Source organism: Arcticibacterium sp. GJ41-1 (assembly GCF_055808875.1).
The window spans coordinates 2,599,709-2,618,606 of record NZ_CM147888.1; the positions used below are offsets into that span (position 1 = coordinate 2,599,709).

Consider the following 18,898-nt stretch of genomic DNA (forward strand, 5'->3'; position numbering starts at 1 on the left):
AAGTTGCAACAGGTGGCGGATGAAGTCGTAGTAGCGAAGAAATGCTTGTAATGAGCATGGAGCAAAGGACTTCAGTTGTACAGTTTAATTTTTAAGAACAACTTAAGTAATTTAAGGATGATTTTTGAAGAAAAAGCAAAGTCGATACCCATAACCAAAGAGATGGTATGGGCAGCTTACAAGAAGATTCGGCAGAACGGAAAAGGGGTGGGAGTAGACCAAGTTAGTTTGGGAGATTTTGATAAAGTTCGTAATAAAGAACTTTATAAGATTTGGAATAGACTTTCCTCTGGAAGCTATTTTCCGCCTATGGTTAAGCGTGTTCTAATTCCAAAGGGAGAAGGCAAGCAAAGACCCTTAGGTATACCGACGGTAAGTGATAGAATAGCACAAGAAGTGCTGAGAGCTTACTTGGAGCCAAGACTGGAGGATGAGTTTTTAGAATGCTCTTATGGTTATAGACCAGCTAGGAGTGCTCATGATGCAGTAGGAGAAGTACGTCAAAATGTGCGGAAATACCCCTGGGTTATAGACTTAGACATTCAAGAGTTTTTTGAGAATGTGAATCACGATTTGCTTATGAAAGCATTAGAGAAACATGTCAAAGAAAAGTGGGTGTTAATGTATCTAAAGAGATGGTTAGAAAGTGCCATTCTACTAGAAGACGGAAGTCATAGGTATCCATCAGGGAAAGGAACGCCACAAGGGGGTGTAATCAGCCCCTTGTTATCAAATCTGTATTTACATTATAGTATTGATAAATGGTTAATGAAGTTCCATCCCAAGGTGCCAATGGTACGGTATGCGGACGATGTGGTGATACATTGTCGAAGCTATACAGAATCTCAAGAGGTTTTAAGCAGCCTAAAACATCGTCTGGAAGTCTGTAAACTTACAGCACATCCAGAGAAAACGAAGATAGTTTACTGCCAGAAATCTGGGAGAAATCTGAAAGGCCATCCCGTACAATTTGATTTTTTAGGCTTTAGTTTTCAGCCACTTCAAATCTCTCTCAAAAGAGGGGGGAGTTTCCAGCAATTTGATTGCAAAATGAGTAGAAAATCTAAGAAAAGAATACTTGGAACACTTAGAGAATTAGCTTTTCATAAGAAAAGTCAAAGTACGATTCAAGATTTGGCATTAATGCTAAATCCGAAAATCAGAGGTTGGATTAATTACTATGGAAAAGTGAGCAAAAAGAGTTTAACTCCAGTATTCTACCATCTTCACCACCGAATCATCAAATGGATATTGAACAAATATAAGGGATTCAAAGGCAGTAAAATCAAGGCCGTAAACTGGCTGAGAAGAATAATTGTCTCCTTCCCATATTTGTTCTACCATTGGCATCTGGGATACAAGTTTGTAAGAACTTAAATCCAAGACCGTACAACAAGAGCCGTATGAATCGAGAGGTTCACGTACGGTTCTGTGAGAGGTAAGGGGTGAAAATCCCCTTATCTACTCGACTGCCTGTAGTGTTTCTATTTTCTATGCAATATTCAGGTCAGAGCGGTCAACTTGAATTGTAAACTTAACATTCGCTTTTAGAGCATTAAATACTTTTAAAATTGTTTCGATTGTTACGTTCTTTGTGTTTCTTTCAAGTTTAGATATTTGGGATTTTTGAACACCTATAAGTTCACCTAATTGCTCTTGAGTTAAGTGTCTTTCTTTTCTTACAGATTTTATCATATCTCCAAGTACTTCCATTTTTAAGTCAAACTCGTACTTATCACGTTCAGGTGTACCCATTTTTCCAATGTCTCTGTCTTTAAGTTCATCCAGAGTCATCATTTTCATATTTTTTCTTTTTGTTTCCATGATTTCTGTATTAAAGGTCAAAATATTCAGTTCTTATTTTTAATGCTTTTTCAATTTCTTTTTGAGGGACCTTATCCACTTTTTTAACTATTCCGTGAGTTGAAATAACTAAGGTTTCAGTTGAGTTAGTTTTATCCCAAAATGCAAATAGCCGATATTGAAGTCCGCTATATTTTGTCCTGAATTCCCAAATTTCATTTGTCAATTTCTTGAAAAGCTTTGGGTCGTTTACGTCTTTGGCTTTATCAATGTTCTAATATATTTTCTTTCGAGCTTTTAGGTCTAAAGAATCGATAAAGTCAATAGCTTCCTCAAGAAATACGACTTCAAATTTTTTGTCCATTCAGTCTATTTTTGTCTGAACAAAGATAATTAAAAGTTGAGTTATATGGAAACTTAAGGGTGGTTTTTTTACATTACAGGCAACATTAGTATAGAACCACTTTATTAACACAAGGTGCGTCTTTATCGCTTATATATCACCTGTAAATGCTTGTTGTCTGGTAAGTGCCACCTCTAATAAGTGAAGTTCCAGAAATTAAAGCGGACTGCCAAAAGAATTTATTTTTCGGTCAAGAATGGCGAGTGTGTTTATTCATTTTTATTTCGTTCAAATATTACCGTTCCAATTAGTGCCGCTCCTATAAAAACTCCGCTCACGGCGTCTATCATTTCTCCGCTACGAAATGCCCCCAAAATACCAGCGAGTATAGAGGCTATTCCAATTCCTATTATTAAAGATGCTGTTCGTTTCTTCATCTTTTAGAATACTGTTTTTGATATCTTGATAAATTCCGTTTATCTAGCACATATTAAGCATATCCATCTTAATTTGATACCCTTAGTTAAAGGAAAATAATGGCTTTTGGATTTAATTGTGTGATTTGATGAAACCTTCTTTCAAAACTTAATTTATAGAGCAAATTAGTATAATAGTGGTATAAAGACCGATGGACATTTTCAGCAAAGTCAGAAGACTTTTCGGAGCGTTGTGGGTTAAGCACTGTTTTTATATCTCTCATCAAAGTGCTCTGATATATTGAAATTGTCAGACGTTAGGTCATTGATGAGCGATTTTAAATCAATTTTCATTTTTTTTGATGTGGGGTTTGCGTCATGAATAAGCGAATAGACATTATGATTTTTATCTATAGCTAAATAATTACCATCTTCTAAATCATAAATGGTGAAGAATATTCTGTTCTCAAATTCAAGTTCCATCATTTCACTCTGAACTATTTTATCTTTGACTGAATCCGGAAGAGACTTATAAATTCGGTCGACTTCTTCTTCGGGAAAATCAAATTCATTAATAATTAATTTATTTAAATCAATTCGAGTAGTGTCCAAAGATCTTAAATCATGATTCGGAACTTTAACTCCAGAGATGTAATTATTGCGAATCAATAATTCAATGTCGATATAGTCTTTACTTTTATTCGAGTAAACTTGTATTCCACTTAATTTTTTGTTGATAGTTCGATTAGAATATTTCTCCAACGAGTTTTTGGGAAGACGGCACATTACGAATCGGAATTCTGGAAATTCTTCCCAATTTGAAAAATGAAAATCAGAGCAATTCTTAGTGTATTCTTTACTCGAGTTTAGTTCATGCGGCAAACTGTCCACAATGGCAATGAAATTTCTTTCAGCAGATGTTTTTAATCTGGCTGATAATTTTTTGAAGATACTCTTAAAAATATTCATTTGTTGTCTTAAAGAATAGATATAATTCACGTTAACCATGTCCACCGTATATGATACCCTAAGTTAAAGGAAAATAAAGGCTTTTGGGGTATTGATGTTAAACTGAATTTAAAGAGATACTTTATTCTTGGTTAAAAGAAAACTGCTAATAAAAGAGCGGAAAGAATATGTCGGAATACCATTTAAAGTAAATGCTAAGCCTACTTTTTTTAGAAAAAGTTTAATTAAGCACCTATAGTGTTTTAGCTAGAATATTGAAAGATGCTTTTTGGAAATAGAGATAGACTGCATTTTAAAATGCTCAAACGAAAAAAGCGACTTAAGTCCATAGGAGCTAAGCCGCTTTTTGAGTAGTAGAAAGTTAAAGCCAGAGGCTTATTATCACCATACCAACCGCGTGGGCATCGGAGAGTAAATGCAATGGCATCTAATTTGACCTGGTAAAAAACAACAAATGAATGCATATACCAAGCCTTAGTTGGTGGTTGGAACTAAGCCCCCAAAAATCTTACATTTCTTTTTAGTTTAGAGTGCAGTCTCCTTAGTCTTTGACTTTGGGCACTGTTTTGGTTTTTAATCTAGCTCTTCTTCTTGTAAAGTTTTAATGTCCTCAGTTAGCTGTTCCATTTCAAAAGCCAAAGTGCCGTTATAAATACCGCGAATCCTTTTGCTTTTGTCTACCAATATGAAGTGCTCTGTATGTAAGAATTCAGTGCTGTCTTTGCTAAAGCCAATATCCTCTTCGGCATAATAGGATTTTCTGGCTAAATCGTAGATGTCAGACTTTGAACCCGTAAGAAATTGCCAGTTGTCGTTTTCTATTTCGTGACTTTTCTTGTAGGCTTTTAATACACTTGGCGTGTCTATCCAAGGCGTAACCGAATACGATAAAAGAACGATGTCTTTAAACTCATCACTCACCATTTTCATGTGTTCTGTCATGGTAGGGCAGATGACGCCACAGGAAGTAAAGATGAAGTTGGCAACGTGAATTTTATCTTGAAGTATACTTTGGTCAATCAAAGCACTGTCCTGATTTAAAAACTCAAAATCGCCAATGGTATGTGTTATTTCCGCTGACACATCAGAAGTTTCATTGACAAAAACTGGCGTAAAAGTGGGGTCGTTATAATACGGCAAGGCTGAGCCTTTTGTCTCTTTTTCATGACAGCTTAAAAGCCAAATACTACTTACTAATAAAAACGCTATCCGATACATTGACACAATTTTTTGTTCCTAATAATCCAAATCTCTTACCGTCTACAATAACATAATTAGCCCTAATTTTTCCATTATCATACCATAGTTTTTGAGTGCCTTCTTCTTGTCCATTGGTATAGTTGGCCAAATGAATGAGCAGTCCTGTATTATTCCATTCCTTCATTTCTCCTTCGTAGGCATCATCTTGGGCAGTATATTCAAAACGCTTATTTCCATTTTCAAAAAAGGCTACCTGCTGTCCGTTTTTTGCACCTTTAGCGTAATGACGGATTTCCATCAAACTTTTATTGTCATACCATTTTTTTGCAATACCCTCTTTCAAGCCATTTAAATAACTTTCAATAAGAAGAGTATCACCAGTAGTTGGATTTAATTCGTAAACGTAACCCGAATACTTTTCTTCATTCAGATAAAGTATATTGTCTGTATAAGTAGCCGCAGATTTCAGAATGTACGTATCAGGTATTTCCGTTTTACAAGCATAAAGCAATAACACCACAGCACTTAAAAAAAAGTATCTCATTATTGGGTCACAGTTCCTGGTGTTCCATAATATCCATTTCCATTTATGTATGGAGCAGAGTTTGTTACATGATAATGATAAATGCCATCAGGGAAATCTTCAGTGGCATGAGCATGACCATGAAATTGGTCTAAACCAGTCACTTCCGAGCCATCTTCTTCAGGTCCGTAAACTGGAAAACCGTCTAAAAGAAAACCAAGTAAAGCAGATTTGGTGGCTGTTACGGTGGTTAGGTAAAGTGGCTCTATATGATAATGGAAGGTTCCGTTTCCAGTCGGGTGTCCCCAATATTTATCAAAGCTTTGGAATTCATCAGTAAGTGGTTGATTTGGGCCAGCGTATTGATTGAAAAAAGGAACGCCGTTTAAAGAAACGCCAATGGCTCCTAAAGGTGTAGCAGCATGATTGGTAGCTACTGTAGGGTTTAAGGGAATCTTAAAAGAATAATCAAACGAGGAAATGGTATTTGGGTTTTTTCTGAAATTTATTCCATCAAAGGTGGTACCGCTAAAGTTTTCGTATAAAGCACTTGAAGTTGGGTAATACACACTTTTATGGTCTGGCGTACCATTTGTTTTAATAGTTACATACGTGCCGTCACTTGTAATGCTGGTAGCTCCATAGATTTTAGAATATACCGCAGGAACCTCTGTATTCCCGCCTGGGTTTGAAGGCGTAGCGATGTCCTCATCTTTACTGCAGTTTGTAAATACGAAAAAAGAGAGTATGGTTAGATAGCTGTAGCTTTTATTAAATTTCATTTTCGAGATTTTTTCAAATAGGTTAGTAAGACGTGAGTTTTGGTTCTAGGTTTAATCCAGATGACCATTTTTTTCTTAATTTCTTATTCGAAGCAGCTCATTTTCTAATGCTGTTTTTGAAGCTAACTGATTGCTATTGAGTGTTCCAGTTAATAAATCAATGGTTTCGTAAGGGTCAGTGAGTAGATTATACATTTCTTGATTTCCGTTGGCGTTTGTAATCAATTTATAGGTTTTGTTACGAATAGCCCAGCTATCAGTTCTACCATCGTCCATTTCAGTATATTGAAAGTCTCGGATGGTGCTAGAAGATGTAAGTAAAGAGGCAAAGCTTTTGCTGTCGTTTATTTCTTTGTCTTCTGTCCCAGCCAAATTAGCAATAGTCGCAAAGAGGTCAGTACCACAAATTAGGTTATCGTCAATGCCTGTTCTGGTAAGACCACTTCCTGAAATAAACATGGGTGTATTAATGCCTCCTTGATATAAGGTACCCTTCGCTGTCCGGTTAGAGTATGGAAATTGAGCAACTTGATTCGGTGTTCCATTGTCGCCTAAGAAAATTATGATGGTGTTTTCAAGTTCATCTGGCGGAATAGCCGCTATCAGCCTACCTATTTCAAAATCCATGGCTTCTATAACCGCCATATAATAAGGCGTGCCATCCATGCCGTTTGTGAATTCTGGCAGCGTTCCTTGCGAATGCATATGACTAGGCGGAGTATGAAAAGGGATATGCGGGGCATTATAGGCCATCCACATAAACCATGGCTTTTCTTGTTTCGCTATCCAGTCAATGCCCAAATCTGTGAGGTATTCTGTCGAATATTCTGTTTGAGTAGAAGAAGAGCCATCTTCACTCAGGGGCCAGTTATAATAATCCGGTACTGTTCCGCTGGCTATTCCTGAGAAATAATCTATACCAAAGGACTCTGGGTTTATGTTTGGGCTGTTTCCTGACAAATGCCATTTGCCCACCACCGCCGTGGCATAAGCATTATTGGTTTGCTGATTGATATAGTTTTGTAAAACCATCTCAGTGTCAGAAAGGATGTCGCCCGCCCATTTTACGCCTGTTCTGTAGCCATATTTACCAGTTAATAAAGACGCCCGTGTTGGCGAACAGGTGGGGTTTACCCAAAGGTTACTGAAACTTAGGCCTGAGGCTTTTAAATTATTGATATTCGGTGTGTTCGGTTTAACACTGCCCTCCGAAAATCCGAAAGTGGCATCTTTTCCCATATCGTCTGCAATGAGCAGTAAAATATTGGGTCTTGAAGGTTTAGTTTCTTTAGCGATTTTGAGAGAATCTTTATTGCAGCTTAATAAGCAAACTGCCAAAAATAGAGCGGAAAGGATATGTCGAAATACCATTTAAAGGAAATTGATTCCTTGCTAAGACTCCTTTTTTTAGGATAGGTTTAATTAAGCACCTGCATTGTTCTAGCTAGAGAATTTAGAATAGGGAATATGGAATGGCATTTTAAAATACCCAAACGATAAAAAAAGCGACTTAAGTCCATAAGATTTAAGCCGCTTTTTGAGTAGTAGAAAATTAAAGCCAGAGGCTTTTTATCACCACACCGACGCCGGAGGCATCGGAGAGCTAAACATTGCTGAATTGCTCAATCTTTTAATTCTGTTTTCTAGCGGATGCTCCTCCACCTAGTCCGCTTAGGCCAACTACATAACCTATCCAATAGAAGAATCCGGTGTTGTTTTCTGCATAAATTCCTACATCTCTTCCAAATATCTTCCCTAGTATGGCAAAGGGGAAGCATAAGCCATGCAAGATACCACCGAAAAAACCGTATTCTTTACTAGAGTGACCTTCTGGGGCACATGCTAAAAGTGAGAACATTAAAACAATTGAAAGGATTACGATTAAATATTTTTTGTTTTTCATGGTGATGAAAATTTGGATGAGTAATTAGGAGCTATTTGGATAATTTCCACCAAGTTAAAGCAAAGTGTCTTTGCTTTGAGTGTATAGTATGAAAACTTATTATTCGGTCAAAGCAACAAAAAAATCCCACTTAAAAGGCAGGATTTTAATGTGTAAAAAATGCTAAACAAGTTATTTTCCCATCTTTTTCAGAGGCTTTTTATCGCCACACCGACGCCGGAGGCATCGGAGAGCTGCGAACAGTAATAACACCCGACATCGAACACCCAACATCAAACATCTAGCACATCCCCTCCATCAAACTTTTAATACCTCCCTCTTTATAAATCTTCTGAATGTACTCCGTATATTTGTCTGTAAAGCGTTTATTATCAATTAGATTATCGAACAATTCGGTGAGTTTTAGAAAGGCTAGCGAATCTTCTTTGGTAGCACTTGCTGCCTCATGAAGTTCGTCTTTCATAGCATCTAGAATCTCTAGTGGCTCATTCTTCTCATTGACGCCTTTGTCGCTATAATAACACCATGCCGCCAAAATAAAGGTGGCAAAATCAATGCTTCCACCACTCGCCAAATTCTCCTGAAGGGTAGGAATCAAGAACTTTGGAAGCTTAGCAGAACTTTCTGAGCATATACGCCCTACACTGTCTTTTATATTAGGGTTGGCAAATCGCTCTTCCAAGCTGTCTTTGTATTTCTCCAAATCCATGCCTTCTATCGTGCCTAAAACAGGAGTAACTTCTTGGTCCATGTATTGACGCATAAACTTGGCAAAAACGGCATCTTCCATACATACATTAATGGTAGCGTGACCATGAATAGCTCCTGTAATGCCTAAAACAGAATGTCCAGCATTCAATAGACGAATTTTCATGGTTTCATACGGACTCACGTCTGGTACAAATTGAACGCCTACTTTTTCAAGTGGAGGTCTTCCGTTTGCAAATTTATCTTCCACCACCCACTGAATAAACGGCTCACAAACTACCGGCCATTCATCTTTAAGGTCATAAGTGTTTTGCAGGTAGTCCATCTCTGTGGAGGTGGTTACTGGCGTAATTCGGTCTACCATGGTATTAGGGAAACTTACGTTCTGCTCTATCCATGTTGCTAGTTCTGCATCTTGTTTTTGGGCGAAAGCTAATAGCATTTTGGCTGCCATGTCTCCATTATGCTGAATGTTATCACATGATAATACTGTGAAAGGAGGCAGTCCTGCTTCTTTTCGTTTTTTCAATGCCGCGGCCAGGTAACCAAAAATAGTTTTAGGCTTGTCTGGGTTTTGCAGCTCGTGCTGTATATCAGGGTTTTCAAAATTGAATTCACCATTGCTTGGATTAAAATTATAGCCACCCTCTGTAATGGTCAAGGAAACAATTTTGGTGTCTGCATGAGCCATCTTGTCAATGACCAAGTTTGGTGTGTCCACGGCCAATATAAAGTCATTCATAGACCCTATAACTTCCGTGTTGACCTCACCACTAGGGTGCTGTACTATGAGCGTATATAGGTAATCTTGTTTCTTAAGAACTTGGGCTATGTTTCTGTCGCCTTCGCGTAAACCTACGCCACAAATACCCCAATCTAAGGTATTGTGCTTTTCCAATAACTGATGAATATAATAAGCTTGGTGTGAGCGGTGAAAACCACCAACACCCACATGCACAATGCCTGTTTTTAGTTTTTTCCTGTCGTAGGTAGGACAAGAAATTTGAGAAGAGAGCCTAGCGAGATTTTCTTGATTTAATTCCATTTCTGTACAAATTTAAACTGATGTCATTTTACCTCTTTTCATAGACCAATATGCCGTGATGAAGTAAACCACAGTGCAAATGAAACCATAGAAGTAGAATATTTCACGATTAGCGATATAGATATTTTCATCTTTGCTTCCAAAAAGTACATTTCCTGCCAAGATAAGGGTGATACCTAAAGCTATTAAAGCAGTAATACTTAAGAATTTAGAGAAAAGAGAAGTGTCTTTGATGAGCTCAGGCTCATTTTGGGCCATTTTTTCATGATATACATCTACACTCGCATTGAAGGCCTTTTCCTCTGCTTCAGCTTCAGGGAAAGCCTTTTTAGCTCCGTATTTACCTGCTAAAAGCGTGTAAACTATAATGGTGAAAAACCAAGTAGGAATAAATAGATAGTAAAAAGACATGACGTCTAATACATTGAGACCAAAACCAAAAACAAGACCCAAAATCCAAGAGGCAATAGCGGGTGTGCTATAAGCATAGTCCTGATATTTTGACCAGTATCTCGTATAGCCAATTTTAGGAAATATTTGATGCTCTGCAAAGACTATAGCTCCTACAGGTACTACCAATAAACCTGCATAGGTAAGGAGTGGCAATATTTGTGAAAACACAAATGGGAAACAGCCAATAATAACCATAGCTGCTCCTACGGCCATCGTAGTGGTTCGTCTAGAATAATTGCTAAAAACAGCCTGTGCCGCTAATCCTGCTCTATAAAGGTTAGTGATGGCGGTGGTCCAGCCTGCCACTATCACAATCACAAAACCTGACCAGCCTAATGCATAATAAGCAACATCTCCTGGGTCTAATTCTAAAATAGATTTACCTAAAATGACTGCTGCACCAGCTCCCATAATTCCGGCGGCTATCCATGCTATAAAGTGACCAAACATCATTCCTGTGCTGGTAGCTAGTCCGTAAGATTTCTTTTTGGCGTAGCGTAATAAAGCCATGTCTATCAAGCCAAAGTGGGTAATAGTATTAGCCGCCCAGCCAAAACCTATCACTTGCATTAAGCCTATTCCAGGCTCTCCTTGGCTGTTTACCCCTGTCCAGATAGATTGGTCGCCAATACTTAATAAATCAGCCCAACTACCTGGCAGTGTTTTTCCTAAAACGTCTAAAGACAATGCAGGCATAAGCACCAAAGCTCCACTGGCAAACATGGTAAAGAGCCAAGGGGCACATATTCCAGAGAATTCAGAAACAGCTTCAAAGCCATAAATGGCAATAAATACCACAAATAAGCCTACTAAAATAACAATAAGGACAAACCAAACATTGGTAGGATACCAGTTTAACTGAGCAGGAATATCAAAAGCAAAACGCACTGCGGTGGCAGAAACCGTCACCATGGCGGCAGATATTACCGTGAAAATTAAGACATTGGCCCAGTTGTAAAGTTTAGACATGGAATTACCCGCAATCTTATTTAGGTAAGTGTATAAACTTAGGCGTGTGTCAACAGCAATGGGAGAAGTAATAAGTGTCCAACTCAAAACGGCTAAGACATTACCTATGAGCAAACCCAAGATAATGTCCATGGTTTTAGCTCCCAGTGCTACAAAAGTAGCTCCGATAACAAACTCTGTGGCAGCCACATGTTCGGCTGCATATAAACCTGCAAAGTGTGTCCAGCTATGAAGCTTATGTATAGGAACGGGTAGTTGTTCCTCGTCTATTTCGGCCAGGTCATAATTTTGTTTCATAAGTTTTTTTGTAGGTAAAGGTTTTAAATGGTGAGAATCTAGTCAATCTCCTGATGATAGACAGCCTCTAAAAACCTTTTAGAAGCAACTTTTTCGTCTATGTCTGATTTTAACTCTTTCAAAACACCGGCTACTCTTATTTTTCTGTTCGGAAGTTTTTCCCTGTCTTTAATATGAGCTATAAGAAAGCTTGTGTCTGATGGCTCATCCCTTAATTCATATACGTCATATAAATCTATCAAAGGAATCATGGAAAATGTAGTTACTTCGCCCGAAAGTATTGGAATCATAATAAAGCCAATTAGCTCATCTTTTGACTCTTTTAGGGTTGGTGTTCCCGTAATAATTGTGTTTTCGCCTAATTTCCCTCTGGTGTAAGCTTGAGATGGTATGATATGAAGGGGTTTGTACTTCAAATAGGCCTCTCTTAGTTCTATTTCAAGTTTAGAAATAACTTCTTCTTTTTTTTCATCATCTAGCTTAGATATCGAAATATCAAGGAACAGCATCATTTGCTGCTTATTATTGAACAGACCTGCAACTTTGCTTAATTCAGCTTCTACAATCAATCCATCATTTGCCTGAGTTAAGAGATTGTAAAAGCGACCTCCATTATCAAGTGCATGTAAGGCCTTATCTATGTTTTTAAATGGTTCTATTTTGTTCATTTTTTGTCTCTAAGAATTAAACTTATTCAAATACGCTATTTATTAAATCAGTTACTCACAAATTTCTATGTAATCGTAATATTTTAGGCTCATAAACAGAACCTACAAATAAATCATTTTTACCATTTTCCGACTGGTAAAAGGCTCCAACAGTACTTCCTGAAAGAGGGTCGCCATTGTCAAGGTATAGTTCTTCTTGAAGAAACTTATAATCAGTATCAGGCAGGTAAACTATTTTTAGCACTTGAGACGGACTTCTATTAGCAGCATCTTTTTTATGCGACAAAAACTTTAACAATTGTGGATGCGAGCCAATAAGTAAATTGCCGTCAGCATCTAATTCTATATTATCTAGGCCTGTTTGAGCATAGTGACTATCCACCATTTTTAAAGGCTCGCCAGAGGTATTGTTTTCATACACATAAAGCACTCCTTCCGTAGTGCTGGCTACATATAGGTACTTCCCATCTGGCGACACATTGATGCCGTTTGGGTAGGCTATTCCCTGACTTACTCTTGAATAGTTGCCATTATTATTAAGAACCACGTAACCATTTTTATCAAACATGAAATCTTTTATAGTTCGCTCCAAACCTAGCTTCATACCGTGGTCATTTGTAAAATAGAAGGTAGAGGTATCTAAAGCAACTAAATCATTCGGGCTAATTAGAAACTCAGGATTATCAAACTTCTTTTGATTGATAATGCTGTCGTTTTCTATTTCAAAACGATAAATATAGTCGGCTTGTTTTTCATGCGAAACAGCAAAAATGTACGTTCTTCCATACTTTTTTAAAAGTGAAATACCATGAGGCCTGAATTCTGGATTTAAATTAGCCGCACCAAGCGATACATAAATTGGAGAAGCCTCCGAGACGTTAAAAGTGTAAAGTTCTCCCGCTTTTGAAGAATCTCTTCGGTCTGAGGCCGACATAAAGACTTGTCCGTTTGATTGGTCAATAGTGATGTCTTCAACACCAGCTGGACTTTCTAACACTTCGGTTTGACCATCAAAATGTGGATTTATACTTCTGAATGCTCCACTAGATTTTACAATATAGAGAACGCACAGAATGAATAATATTAATAGTACACCTATGCCCTTTAGTAATGTTTTCATTTTTGTTATTTAAGGTTGTCCTGAAATATCTCTTCTAAGCGACCAAAAGCGTAGTTCATTTTATATATGTGTTAAATGCCTTAAAAACTGTAGCTTAAAATTTTGGCAGTAAGCAGCCAAGAATTAAGTTTAGAGAAGAGCTTTTTCATTGGCTAAAACTATGGAATATATCGTTTTAAGGAAAACTTTGAAGGAAAGTATTCAGAGTATTTTAAACAAGATAGGTCAATATAGAGCGAAAAGGCTAATTTTGTTTAAATCATTGAACTAAGGAATTGCTAAAAGGAAAGAAAATAATTTTAGGCGTTTCGGGCAGTATATCAGCTTATAAAGCGGCCTTTTTGGTTAGGTTGTTAGTGAAAGCAGAAGCCGAAGTAAAGGTAGTCATGACAGCTGCCGCCAAAGACTTTATATCCCCTCTAACTTTGTCAACCTTGTCAAAAAATCCAGTATTAAGCGATTTTGTGAAAGGAAACCAAGGTGAATGGAATAATCATGTAGACTTAGGTATTTGGGCTGATTTGATGTTGATAGCACCCGCTTCCGCAAATACCCTTGCAAAATGTGCTCATGGCATTTGCGACAATTTATTAGTTGCTACTTATTTATCGGCAAAATGTCCAGTAGTTTTTGCTCCAGCTATGGATTTGGATATGTATAAGCATGGTAGTACTTTAAAAAACATGGAGGTTTTAAAGTCAAACGGAAATCGCATTATTGAAGCAGAATCTGGCGAATTGGCCAGTGGCTTAGTAGGGCAGGGAAGATTGGCGGAGCCTGAAAATATCATTGAATTTTTAGAAACTCAGTTTGGTATTGACGACCTGCTAAAAAATAAGCGAGTTTTGGTAACTGCAGGGCCCACCCAAGAGGCTATTGACCCTGTGAGGTTTATAAGTAATCATTCTTCTGGAAAAATGGGTTATGCAATTGCCAAAGCGTTTAGAAACGCTGGTGCAAGGGTAAATTTGGTTTCAGGACCAGTGAATATTAAGGCTCCTTTAAATGTGGAAATGACAGCTGTTAAATCTGCCAAGGAAATGTTTGAAGCCACAAAAAGTCTTTTTGCAGGGGCTGATATTATAATTTACGTAGCTGCCGTAGCAGACTATACGGCAAAGAATGTGTCAGACATAAAGCTAAAAAAGAAAGATGACGACCTGACCATTCCTTTAGAAAGAACGCTTGACATAGCAGGAACATTAGGTAAACTCAAGAAGAACCATCAAATAGCGGTGGGTTTTGCCTTAGAAACAAACGATGCCTTAGAAAATGCCACCAAAAAGCTAGAAAGGAAGAATTTTGACTTTATCGTTTTAAACTCTTTACAAGATAAGGGAGCTGGTTTCCGTTATGATACCAACAAAATTAAAATTGTGCATACCGGTGGTGTGCTCAAAGAATATGAACTAAAGTCAAAAGATGAGGTGGCCTTAGATATTCTAAATGAAGTGAAAGAAGTACTCAAAAACAGACCAATATAAGATGTTGAAAAAAATACTGTTGCTGTCTTTAATTAGTTTTTCGGCTTTAAGTCAGGAGTTAAACGCTCGTGTGGAGATTAATTATCAGCAAATGAAATCTACCATACAGTATGAGCCTGGCCTTTTCCAAGAAATGCAAAGTCAACTAGAGCAGTTCATGAATAATACGCGTTGGTCTACAGATAATTTCAATCAAAATGAGAAAATTGACTGTAGTTTAATAGTAACACTTATTCAGTCTACTTCTCAAAACGTATTTAGTGGCAATGCTCAATTTCAAGTAACCAGACCTATTTATGGAACAGATTACAAGTCGGTAACTTTTCAGTACGTAGACCAAGAGTTTTCTTTCTCTTATCAGCCAGTAGAGCGTCAAATGGTTTTTAATGAACAAACTTTCAGTAGTAACATTACAGCTTTGGCAGCCTATTATAGTTTGATGGCTTTGGCGGTAGATTATGATTCTTTTAGCGAGTTAGGTGGGTCGTCATACATACAGCGTTTGTTTAATTTGGTAAACCTAGCAAGTAATGTAGGAGGCGGCTGGTCACAATCTCAGAACTCAAAAAGGAACAGGTATTTTTTGGTGGAGAACCTTCAAAACCAGCAAATGAATCAGTATCGTGAGAGTTTCTATAAATATCACAGACTAGTTCTTGACGATTTTGGTAGAGAGCCAGAAAAGGGGAGAGAGGAGATTTTGAAACTATTAGAAATAATACAGAACATTGTAACACTTCGCCCAAATTCAGTATTGATAAATGCTTTTTTTGACGCCAAAGCTCAAGAATTGGTCAATATATTCTCAGAAGGAAGCAAAAACGAAAAACAAAAAGCCTTTTTACTGCTCTCAGGCTTAGACCCAGACAAAACAGAAGTTTACAGAAAGATTATAAACGGTTAGTCGGAAAATCTACCCGATTTAATTTCTGGGTAGTATGTGGTGTCTCTATTGAAGTAATAAACCCAACAATCCACTATCTCTTGGTTTTCTATGAGCCTAACTTCGGCTTTTTCACGCAAATAAAGTGAGTTTTTCAAATTTTCGGGTAAAAAATCTTCATACTCATCTAGCGTTGGCAAGGCTTTTTCTGGCTTATGGAGTTTATAAACTTCGCCATAGACTGTTCCTTTCCCTTTTACAATTCCAGGATAAAAATCAATTTTATATAGTTTGCCATGGGTGGTAGCTTCGCCAATATAGTTAGCATTTTCCTGAAGAAAAGCCGACCAGTCATTTGGCTTGCATTTTTTCATCAAAGTGCCATAAACAAAGAGGAAAGACATTTTTTATATTTGAGTGAAAGTTTTGTCACACTTTTTGCTTTTTAAGCAAAAAAGTCCGCCAAAACATGGGAACTAGATTTTGAGTTTTTTACCGATGTTTCGTCCCTACGGGACTTTTTGCTATTTGCGAATTAGTAATGTGAAATATCGAAGTGAATAGTTTGAAATTAAGAGTGTAGAAATGAACTCTGTTATTAAATATCAAATTCTAAACATCCAACATCCAACATCCAACATCCAACATCCAACATCCAACATCCAACATCCAACATCCAACATCCAACATCCAACATCCAACATCCAACATCCAACATCCAACATCCAACATCCATTAAAGCTCCTCCAACTCCGCCTTAACCTTCTTTGTTAATCCAGCCACTACCAAGTCATAAGAATCATCTACGCACTCTATAAGCACTTTAGAAGGAATACCTTCATTCATCAGAAACATGCTCCAGTGCTTTTTGTTCATGTGAAAAGCCCCTTGTATACCGGGATGGTCGGCTCGTAGTTCTAAGTTCTTTTCTGGCGTATTTTTAAGACTCACTCTTAGGTCTAGCGTGTCTAGGGGAGTTAAGGCAAACATCTTTCCCATGACTTTAAAAACTAAGGCGTCAGGTCCAAAGGGCAGTTCCTCTGTGACACCTTTCTTTTCTAGGCAGTATGCTCTAAAAGTTTCTAAATTCATGGTTTGGGCTTTTAATATCCTCTAATAAAATAACGGTAAATCAGTACCAACACACAAATACTGAACATCACAATCGAAATCTTATTGATACCATGCATCAGTTTTAGATTGGTGCTGGTAGGAAACTTTCCTTCCTTATCCTTTTTAAATACTCGTAAAAAGTAGCTAAAAACCGGTGCTATTTTTAAGTAATCTTTAATCTTGCTCATAACTATGCTGTTAAAGTTTCTTCTACAGTTGATGGCTCCGTCCAGATACCATCTTCCTTAATTAATTCTATCAATTCGTCGACCGCATTATCAGAATGCACAGAACGTTTTACCACATTTTGACCTCTGTATAAAGATATTTTATCTTTTCCTATACCCACATAACCGTAATCTGCATCGGCCATTTCTCCAGGTCCGTTTACTATACAGCCCATGATACCAATTTTCACACCTTTTAGGTGGTCGGTTCTTTTTCTAATCATGGCAGTGGTTTCTTGTAAGTCAAACAATGTTCTACCACAAGAAGGGCAACTGATATATTCTGTCTTTGTAATTCTAGTTCTGGCAGCTTGCAGCACACCAAAAGCGGTAGAATTAATGACCGCAGGTTTTCCACCTTCAAAGTCTAAAGTAATGCCATCACCTAAACCATCAAGAAGTAATCCACCACAATCTGTAGCGGCATACAGCTGGAAGTTGCTTTCGCTTATAGCACCATATTTCGCTTCTAAAATGACAGGAAGTTCTACATTATGCTCAATTAAAGCTACAAAGAACCTTCGCATATCAGCCATAGCGTGGGCATTAAAAGAAGAAAGTTGAAGTACTACGTTCTCTTTATCTCTTAAAGCTCCAAACAACTCTTCATTTATAAAAGCCGCGTTTATTCGTACCAAATTGAGTTTAGGATGAAGCTTTTCAGCTTTGATATATTCCTCAATGTTTAGGCACGGAATCTTATTGTTTTGGTCATCGGCAGTGAGCCAGTGATTATAATTTAAAACTTCCTTAAGACCATTAGGTAGCATGAAATCAACTGGCTTATCGCCAGTGATTATATAATCGGCACCAAGGTCATTCATACCCCATTTGTCAATGGCAGGTAAATAATAATGACCAATAGTCTTTAAATCTTCAACCGCATTGACACCCGTTTTGGAGAAATCCGCTATGACTCTGGGTACATTGCTACCACCAAAGTTTTCAACTTCAATACTCTTTCTTCTGCTGTAAGAAAAAGGGTCAATTGGATAATTCTCTATCGGTAAAATAGAAGTAGCCTTGGCTGCTCTATTTGAATATCTGTCAATGAGCGACTGAGCCACAGGAGATTCAAATTCTGGGTCTTCTGTTAATGAAACACGCACTGTGTCGCCCAATCCATCTTCAAGCAATGTTCCTATGCCCATTGCCGATTTTATTCTTCCGTCTTCTCCTTCGCCAGCTTCGGTTACACCTAAGTGAAGTGGGTAGGGTTTTAAACCTTCTTCCTCTAGTCTGGTTGCTAACATTCTGTAGGCCTGCACCATCACTTGCGGGTTGGAAGATTTCATAGAAATCACGATGTCGTAATATTCTTCATCCTCACAGATTCTCAAAAATTCTAAAGCAGATTCCACCATTCCTAAAGGCGTATCGCCGTAACGGCTCAATATTCTGTCAGAAAGCGAACCGTGATTGGTTCCAATTCGCATGGCCGTGCCATGTTCTTTACAGATTTTTACTAAAGGAGTGAAACGCTCACGAATTCTGGCCAACTCATCTTGATAAGTGGCATCTGTATATTCTATATGTTGAAAACGCTTTTTGTCGGCATAGTTTCCTGGATTTACCCTTACTTTTTCTACTATCCTTGCGGCTAATTCGGCAGCATTAGGTGTAAAATGTATATCCGCTACCAGTGGTTGGTCAAAACCTCTGGCTCGTAATCCTTTCTTAATGTTTTCTAGATTTTGAGCTTCTTTTACAGATGGAGCTGTTATTCTCACTATCTCGCAGCCCGTTTCTATCATTCTTATACTTTGCTCTATAGAACCTTCCGTATCCATAGTGTCTATGGTGGTCATAGACTGTACTCGGATAGGGAAATCAGAACCCAGCATAAGTTCGCCAATTTTAACCTGATTGGTGGCTCTACGCGAGTAAGATGTTAAGGAATTACAGTAATCGGATTTTTGATTGCTCATTCTTCTATTATAATTGCAGATTCACAAATTTACTATTTTATGAATTGACTTTTAATCATAGACG

At 37.6% G+C, this 18,898-nt stretch carries 20 protein-coding genes; 3 read left to right on the forward strand and 17 right to left on the reverse strand.

The features are described 5' to 3' along the window. Positions 1-117 precede the first annotated feature (117 nt). The gene (gene ltrA, locus AC0L6O_RS10670) at positions 118-1,377 is read left to right on the forward strand and encodes a group II intron reverse transcriptase/maturase (RefSeq protein ID WP_473302496.1); all 1,260 of its coding nucleotides are present in this window, start codon (positions 118-120) and stop codon (positions 1,375-1,377) included. A 114-nt stretch (positions 1,378-1,491) separates the two neighbouring features. Here ltrA and AC0L6O_RS10675 read toward each other — a convergent pair whose 3' ends face one another. The 13 genes from AC0L6O_RS10675 to AC0L6O_RS10735 form a co-directional block, all read right to left on the reverse strand. Then, positions 1,492-1,824: a helix-turn-helix domain-containing protein gene (locus AC0L6O_RS10675; protein WP_473308427.1), complete on the reverse strand. Its 333-nt coding sequence runs from the start codon at positions 1,822-1,824 to the stop codon at positions 1,492-1,494. Between the two features lie 10 nt (positions 1,825-1,834). Next, complete coding sequence (locus tag AC0L6O_RS10680; protein ID WP_473308518.1) at positions 1,835-2,074, reverse strand: type II toxin-antitoxin system RelE/ParE family toxin; 240 nt, start codon at positions 2,072-2,074, stop codon at positions 1,835-1,837. Positions 2,075-2,415: 341 nt separating this feature from the next. Continuing rightward, entirely contained in the window at positions 2,416-2,583 is a 168-nt protein-coding gene (locus AC0L6O_RS10685; protein ID WP_473308428.1) for a hypothetical protein, read from the reverse strand. A gap of 237 nt (positions 2,584-2,820) precedes the next feature. Beyond that, positions 2,821-3,531: a hypothetical protein gene (locus tag AC0L6O_RS10690; protein ID WP_473308429.1), complete on the reverse strand. Its 711-nt coding sequence runs from the start codon at positions 3,529-3,531 to the stop codon at positions 2,821-2,823. Positions 3,532-4,104: 573 nt separating this feature from the next. Further along, complete coding sequence (locus AC0L6O_RS10695; protein WP_473308430.1) at positions 4,105-4,749, reverse strand: SCO family protein; 645 nt, start codon at positions 4,747-4,749, stop codon at positions 4,105-4,107. Further along, entirely contained in the window at positions 4,718-5,275 is a 558-nt protein-coding gene (locus AC0L6O_RS10700; protein WP_473308431.1) for a toxin-antitoxin system YwqK family antitoxin, read from the reverse strand. The genes AC0L6O_RS10695 and AC0L6O_RS10700 overlap by 32 nt, the downstream gene beginning before the upstream one ends. Next, on the reverse strand, positions 5,275-6,036 hold the full coding sequence (locus AC0L6O_RS10705) for a YHYH protein (RefSeq protein ID WP_473308432.1): 762 nt from the start codon (positions 6,034-6,036) through the stop codon (positions 5,275-5,277). The genes AC0L6O_RS10700 and AC0L6O_RS10705 overlap by 1 nt, the downstream gene beginning before the upstream one ends. Positions 6,037-6,111: 75 nt before the next feature. Then, on the reverse strand, positions 6,112-7,407 hold the full coding sequence (locus AC0L6O_RS10710) for a sulfatase-like hydrolase/transferase (protein ID WP_473308434.1): 1,296 nt from the start codon (positions 7,405-7,407) through the stop codon (positions 6,112-6,114). Between the two features lie 259 nt (positions 7,408-7,666). After that, entirely contained in the window at positions 7,667-7,939 is a 273-nt protein-coding gene (locus tag AC0L6O_RS10715; protein ID WP_473308435.1) for a hypothetical protein, read from the reverse strand. Between the two features lie 280 nt (positions 7,940-8,219). Then, complete coding sequence (locus AC0L6O_RS10720; RefSeq protein WP_473308437.1) at positions 8,220-9,692, reverse strand: mannitol dehydrogenase family protein; 1,473 nt, start codon at positions 9,690-9,692, stop codon at positions 8,220-8,222. 12 nt (positions 9,693-9,704) lie between these two features. After that, positions 9,705-11,411, reverse strand: a complete 1,707-nt coding sequence (locus tag AC0L6O_RS10725; RefSeq protein ID WP_473308438.1) for a purine-cytosine permease family protein — start codon at positions 11,409-11,411, stop codon at positions 9,705-9,707. A gap of 38 nt (positions 11,412-11,449) precedes the next feature. Further along, positions 11,450-12,079, reverse strand: a complete 630-nt coding sequence (locus tag AC0L6O_RS10730) for a hypothetical protein (protein ID WP_473308439.1) — start codon at positions 12,077-12,079, stop codon at positions 11,450-11,452. 55 nt (positions 12,080-12,134) lie between these two features. Beyond that, on the reverse strand, positions 12,135-13,199 hold the full coding sequence (locus AC0L6O_RS10735; protein ID WP_473308441.1) for an SMP-30/gluconolactonase/LRE family protein: 1,065 nt from the start codon (positions 13,197-13,199) through the stop codon (positions 12,135-12,137). A gap of 275 nt (positions 13,200-13,474) precedes the next feature. Between AC0L6O_RS10735 and coaBC the strand changes: the two genes are divergently transcribed. Together coaBC and porD are read left to right on the forward strand one after the other, a co-directional pair. Then, positions 13,475-14,683: a bifunctional phosphopantothenoylcysteine decarboxylase/phosphopantothenate--cysteine ligase CoaBC gene (gene coaBC, locus AC0L6O_RS10740; RefSeq protein ID WP_473308443.1), complete on the forward strand. Its 1,209-nt coding sequence runs from the start codon at positions 13,475-13,477 to the stop codon at positions 14,681-14,683. A gap of 1 nt (position 14,684) precedes the next feature. Continuing rightward, positions 14,685-15,587: a type IX secretion system protein PorD gene (gene porD / locus AC0L6O_RS10745; RefSeq protein WP_473308445.1), complete on the forward strand. Its 903-nt coding sequence runs from the start codon at positions 14,685-14,687 to the stop codon at positions 15,585-15,587. Here porD and AC0L6O_RS10750 read toward each other — a convergent pair. From AC0L6O_RS10750 to ispG, 4 genes are all read right to left on the reverse strand, one after another. Beyond that, entirely contained in the window at positions 15,584-15,970 is a 387-nt protein-coding gene (locus tag AC0L6O_RS10750) for a gamma-glutamylcyclotransferase family protein (RefSeq protein WP_473308447.1), read from the reverse strand. The genes porD and AC0L6O_RS10750 overlap by 4 nt on opposite strands. Positions 15,971-16,301: 331 nt before the next feature. Next, complete coding sequence (locus AC0L6O_RS10755) at positions 16,302-16,658, reverse strand: MmcQ/YjbR family DNA-binding protein (protein WP_473308448.1); 357 nt, start codon at positions 16,656-16,658, stop codon at positions 16,302-16,304. A gap of 11 nt (positions 16,659-16,669) precedes the next feature. Beyond that, entirely contained in the window at positions 16,670-16,867 is a 198-nt protein-coding gene (locus AC0L6O_RS10760) for a DUF6728 family protein (RefSeq protein WP_473308449.1), read from the reverse strand. Between the two features lie 2 nt (positions 16,868-16,869). Then, positions 16,870-18,834 (reverse strand): (E)-4-hydroxy-3-methylbut-2-enyl-diphosphate synthase, encoded by a 1,965-nt coding sequence (ispG, locus tag AC0L6O_RS10765; protein WP_473308451.1) that lies wholly within the window; start codon positions 18,832-18,834, stop codon positions 16,870-16,872. Positions 18,835-18,898 lie beyond the last annotated feature (64 nt).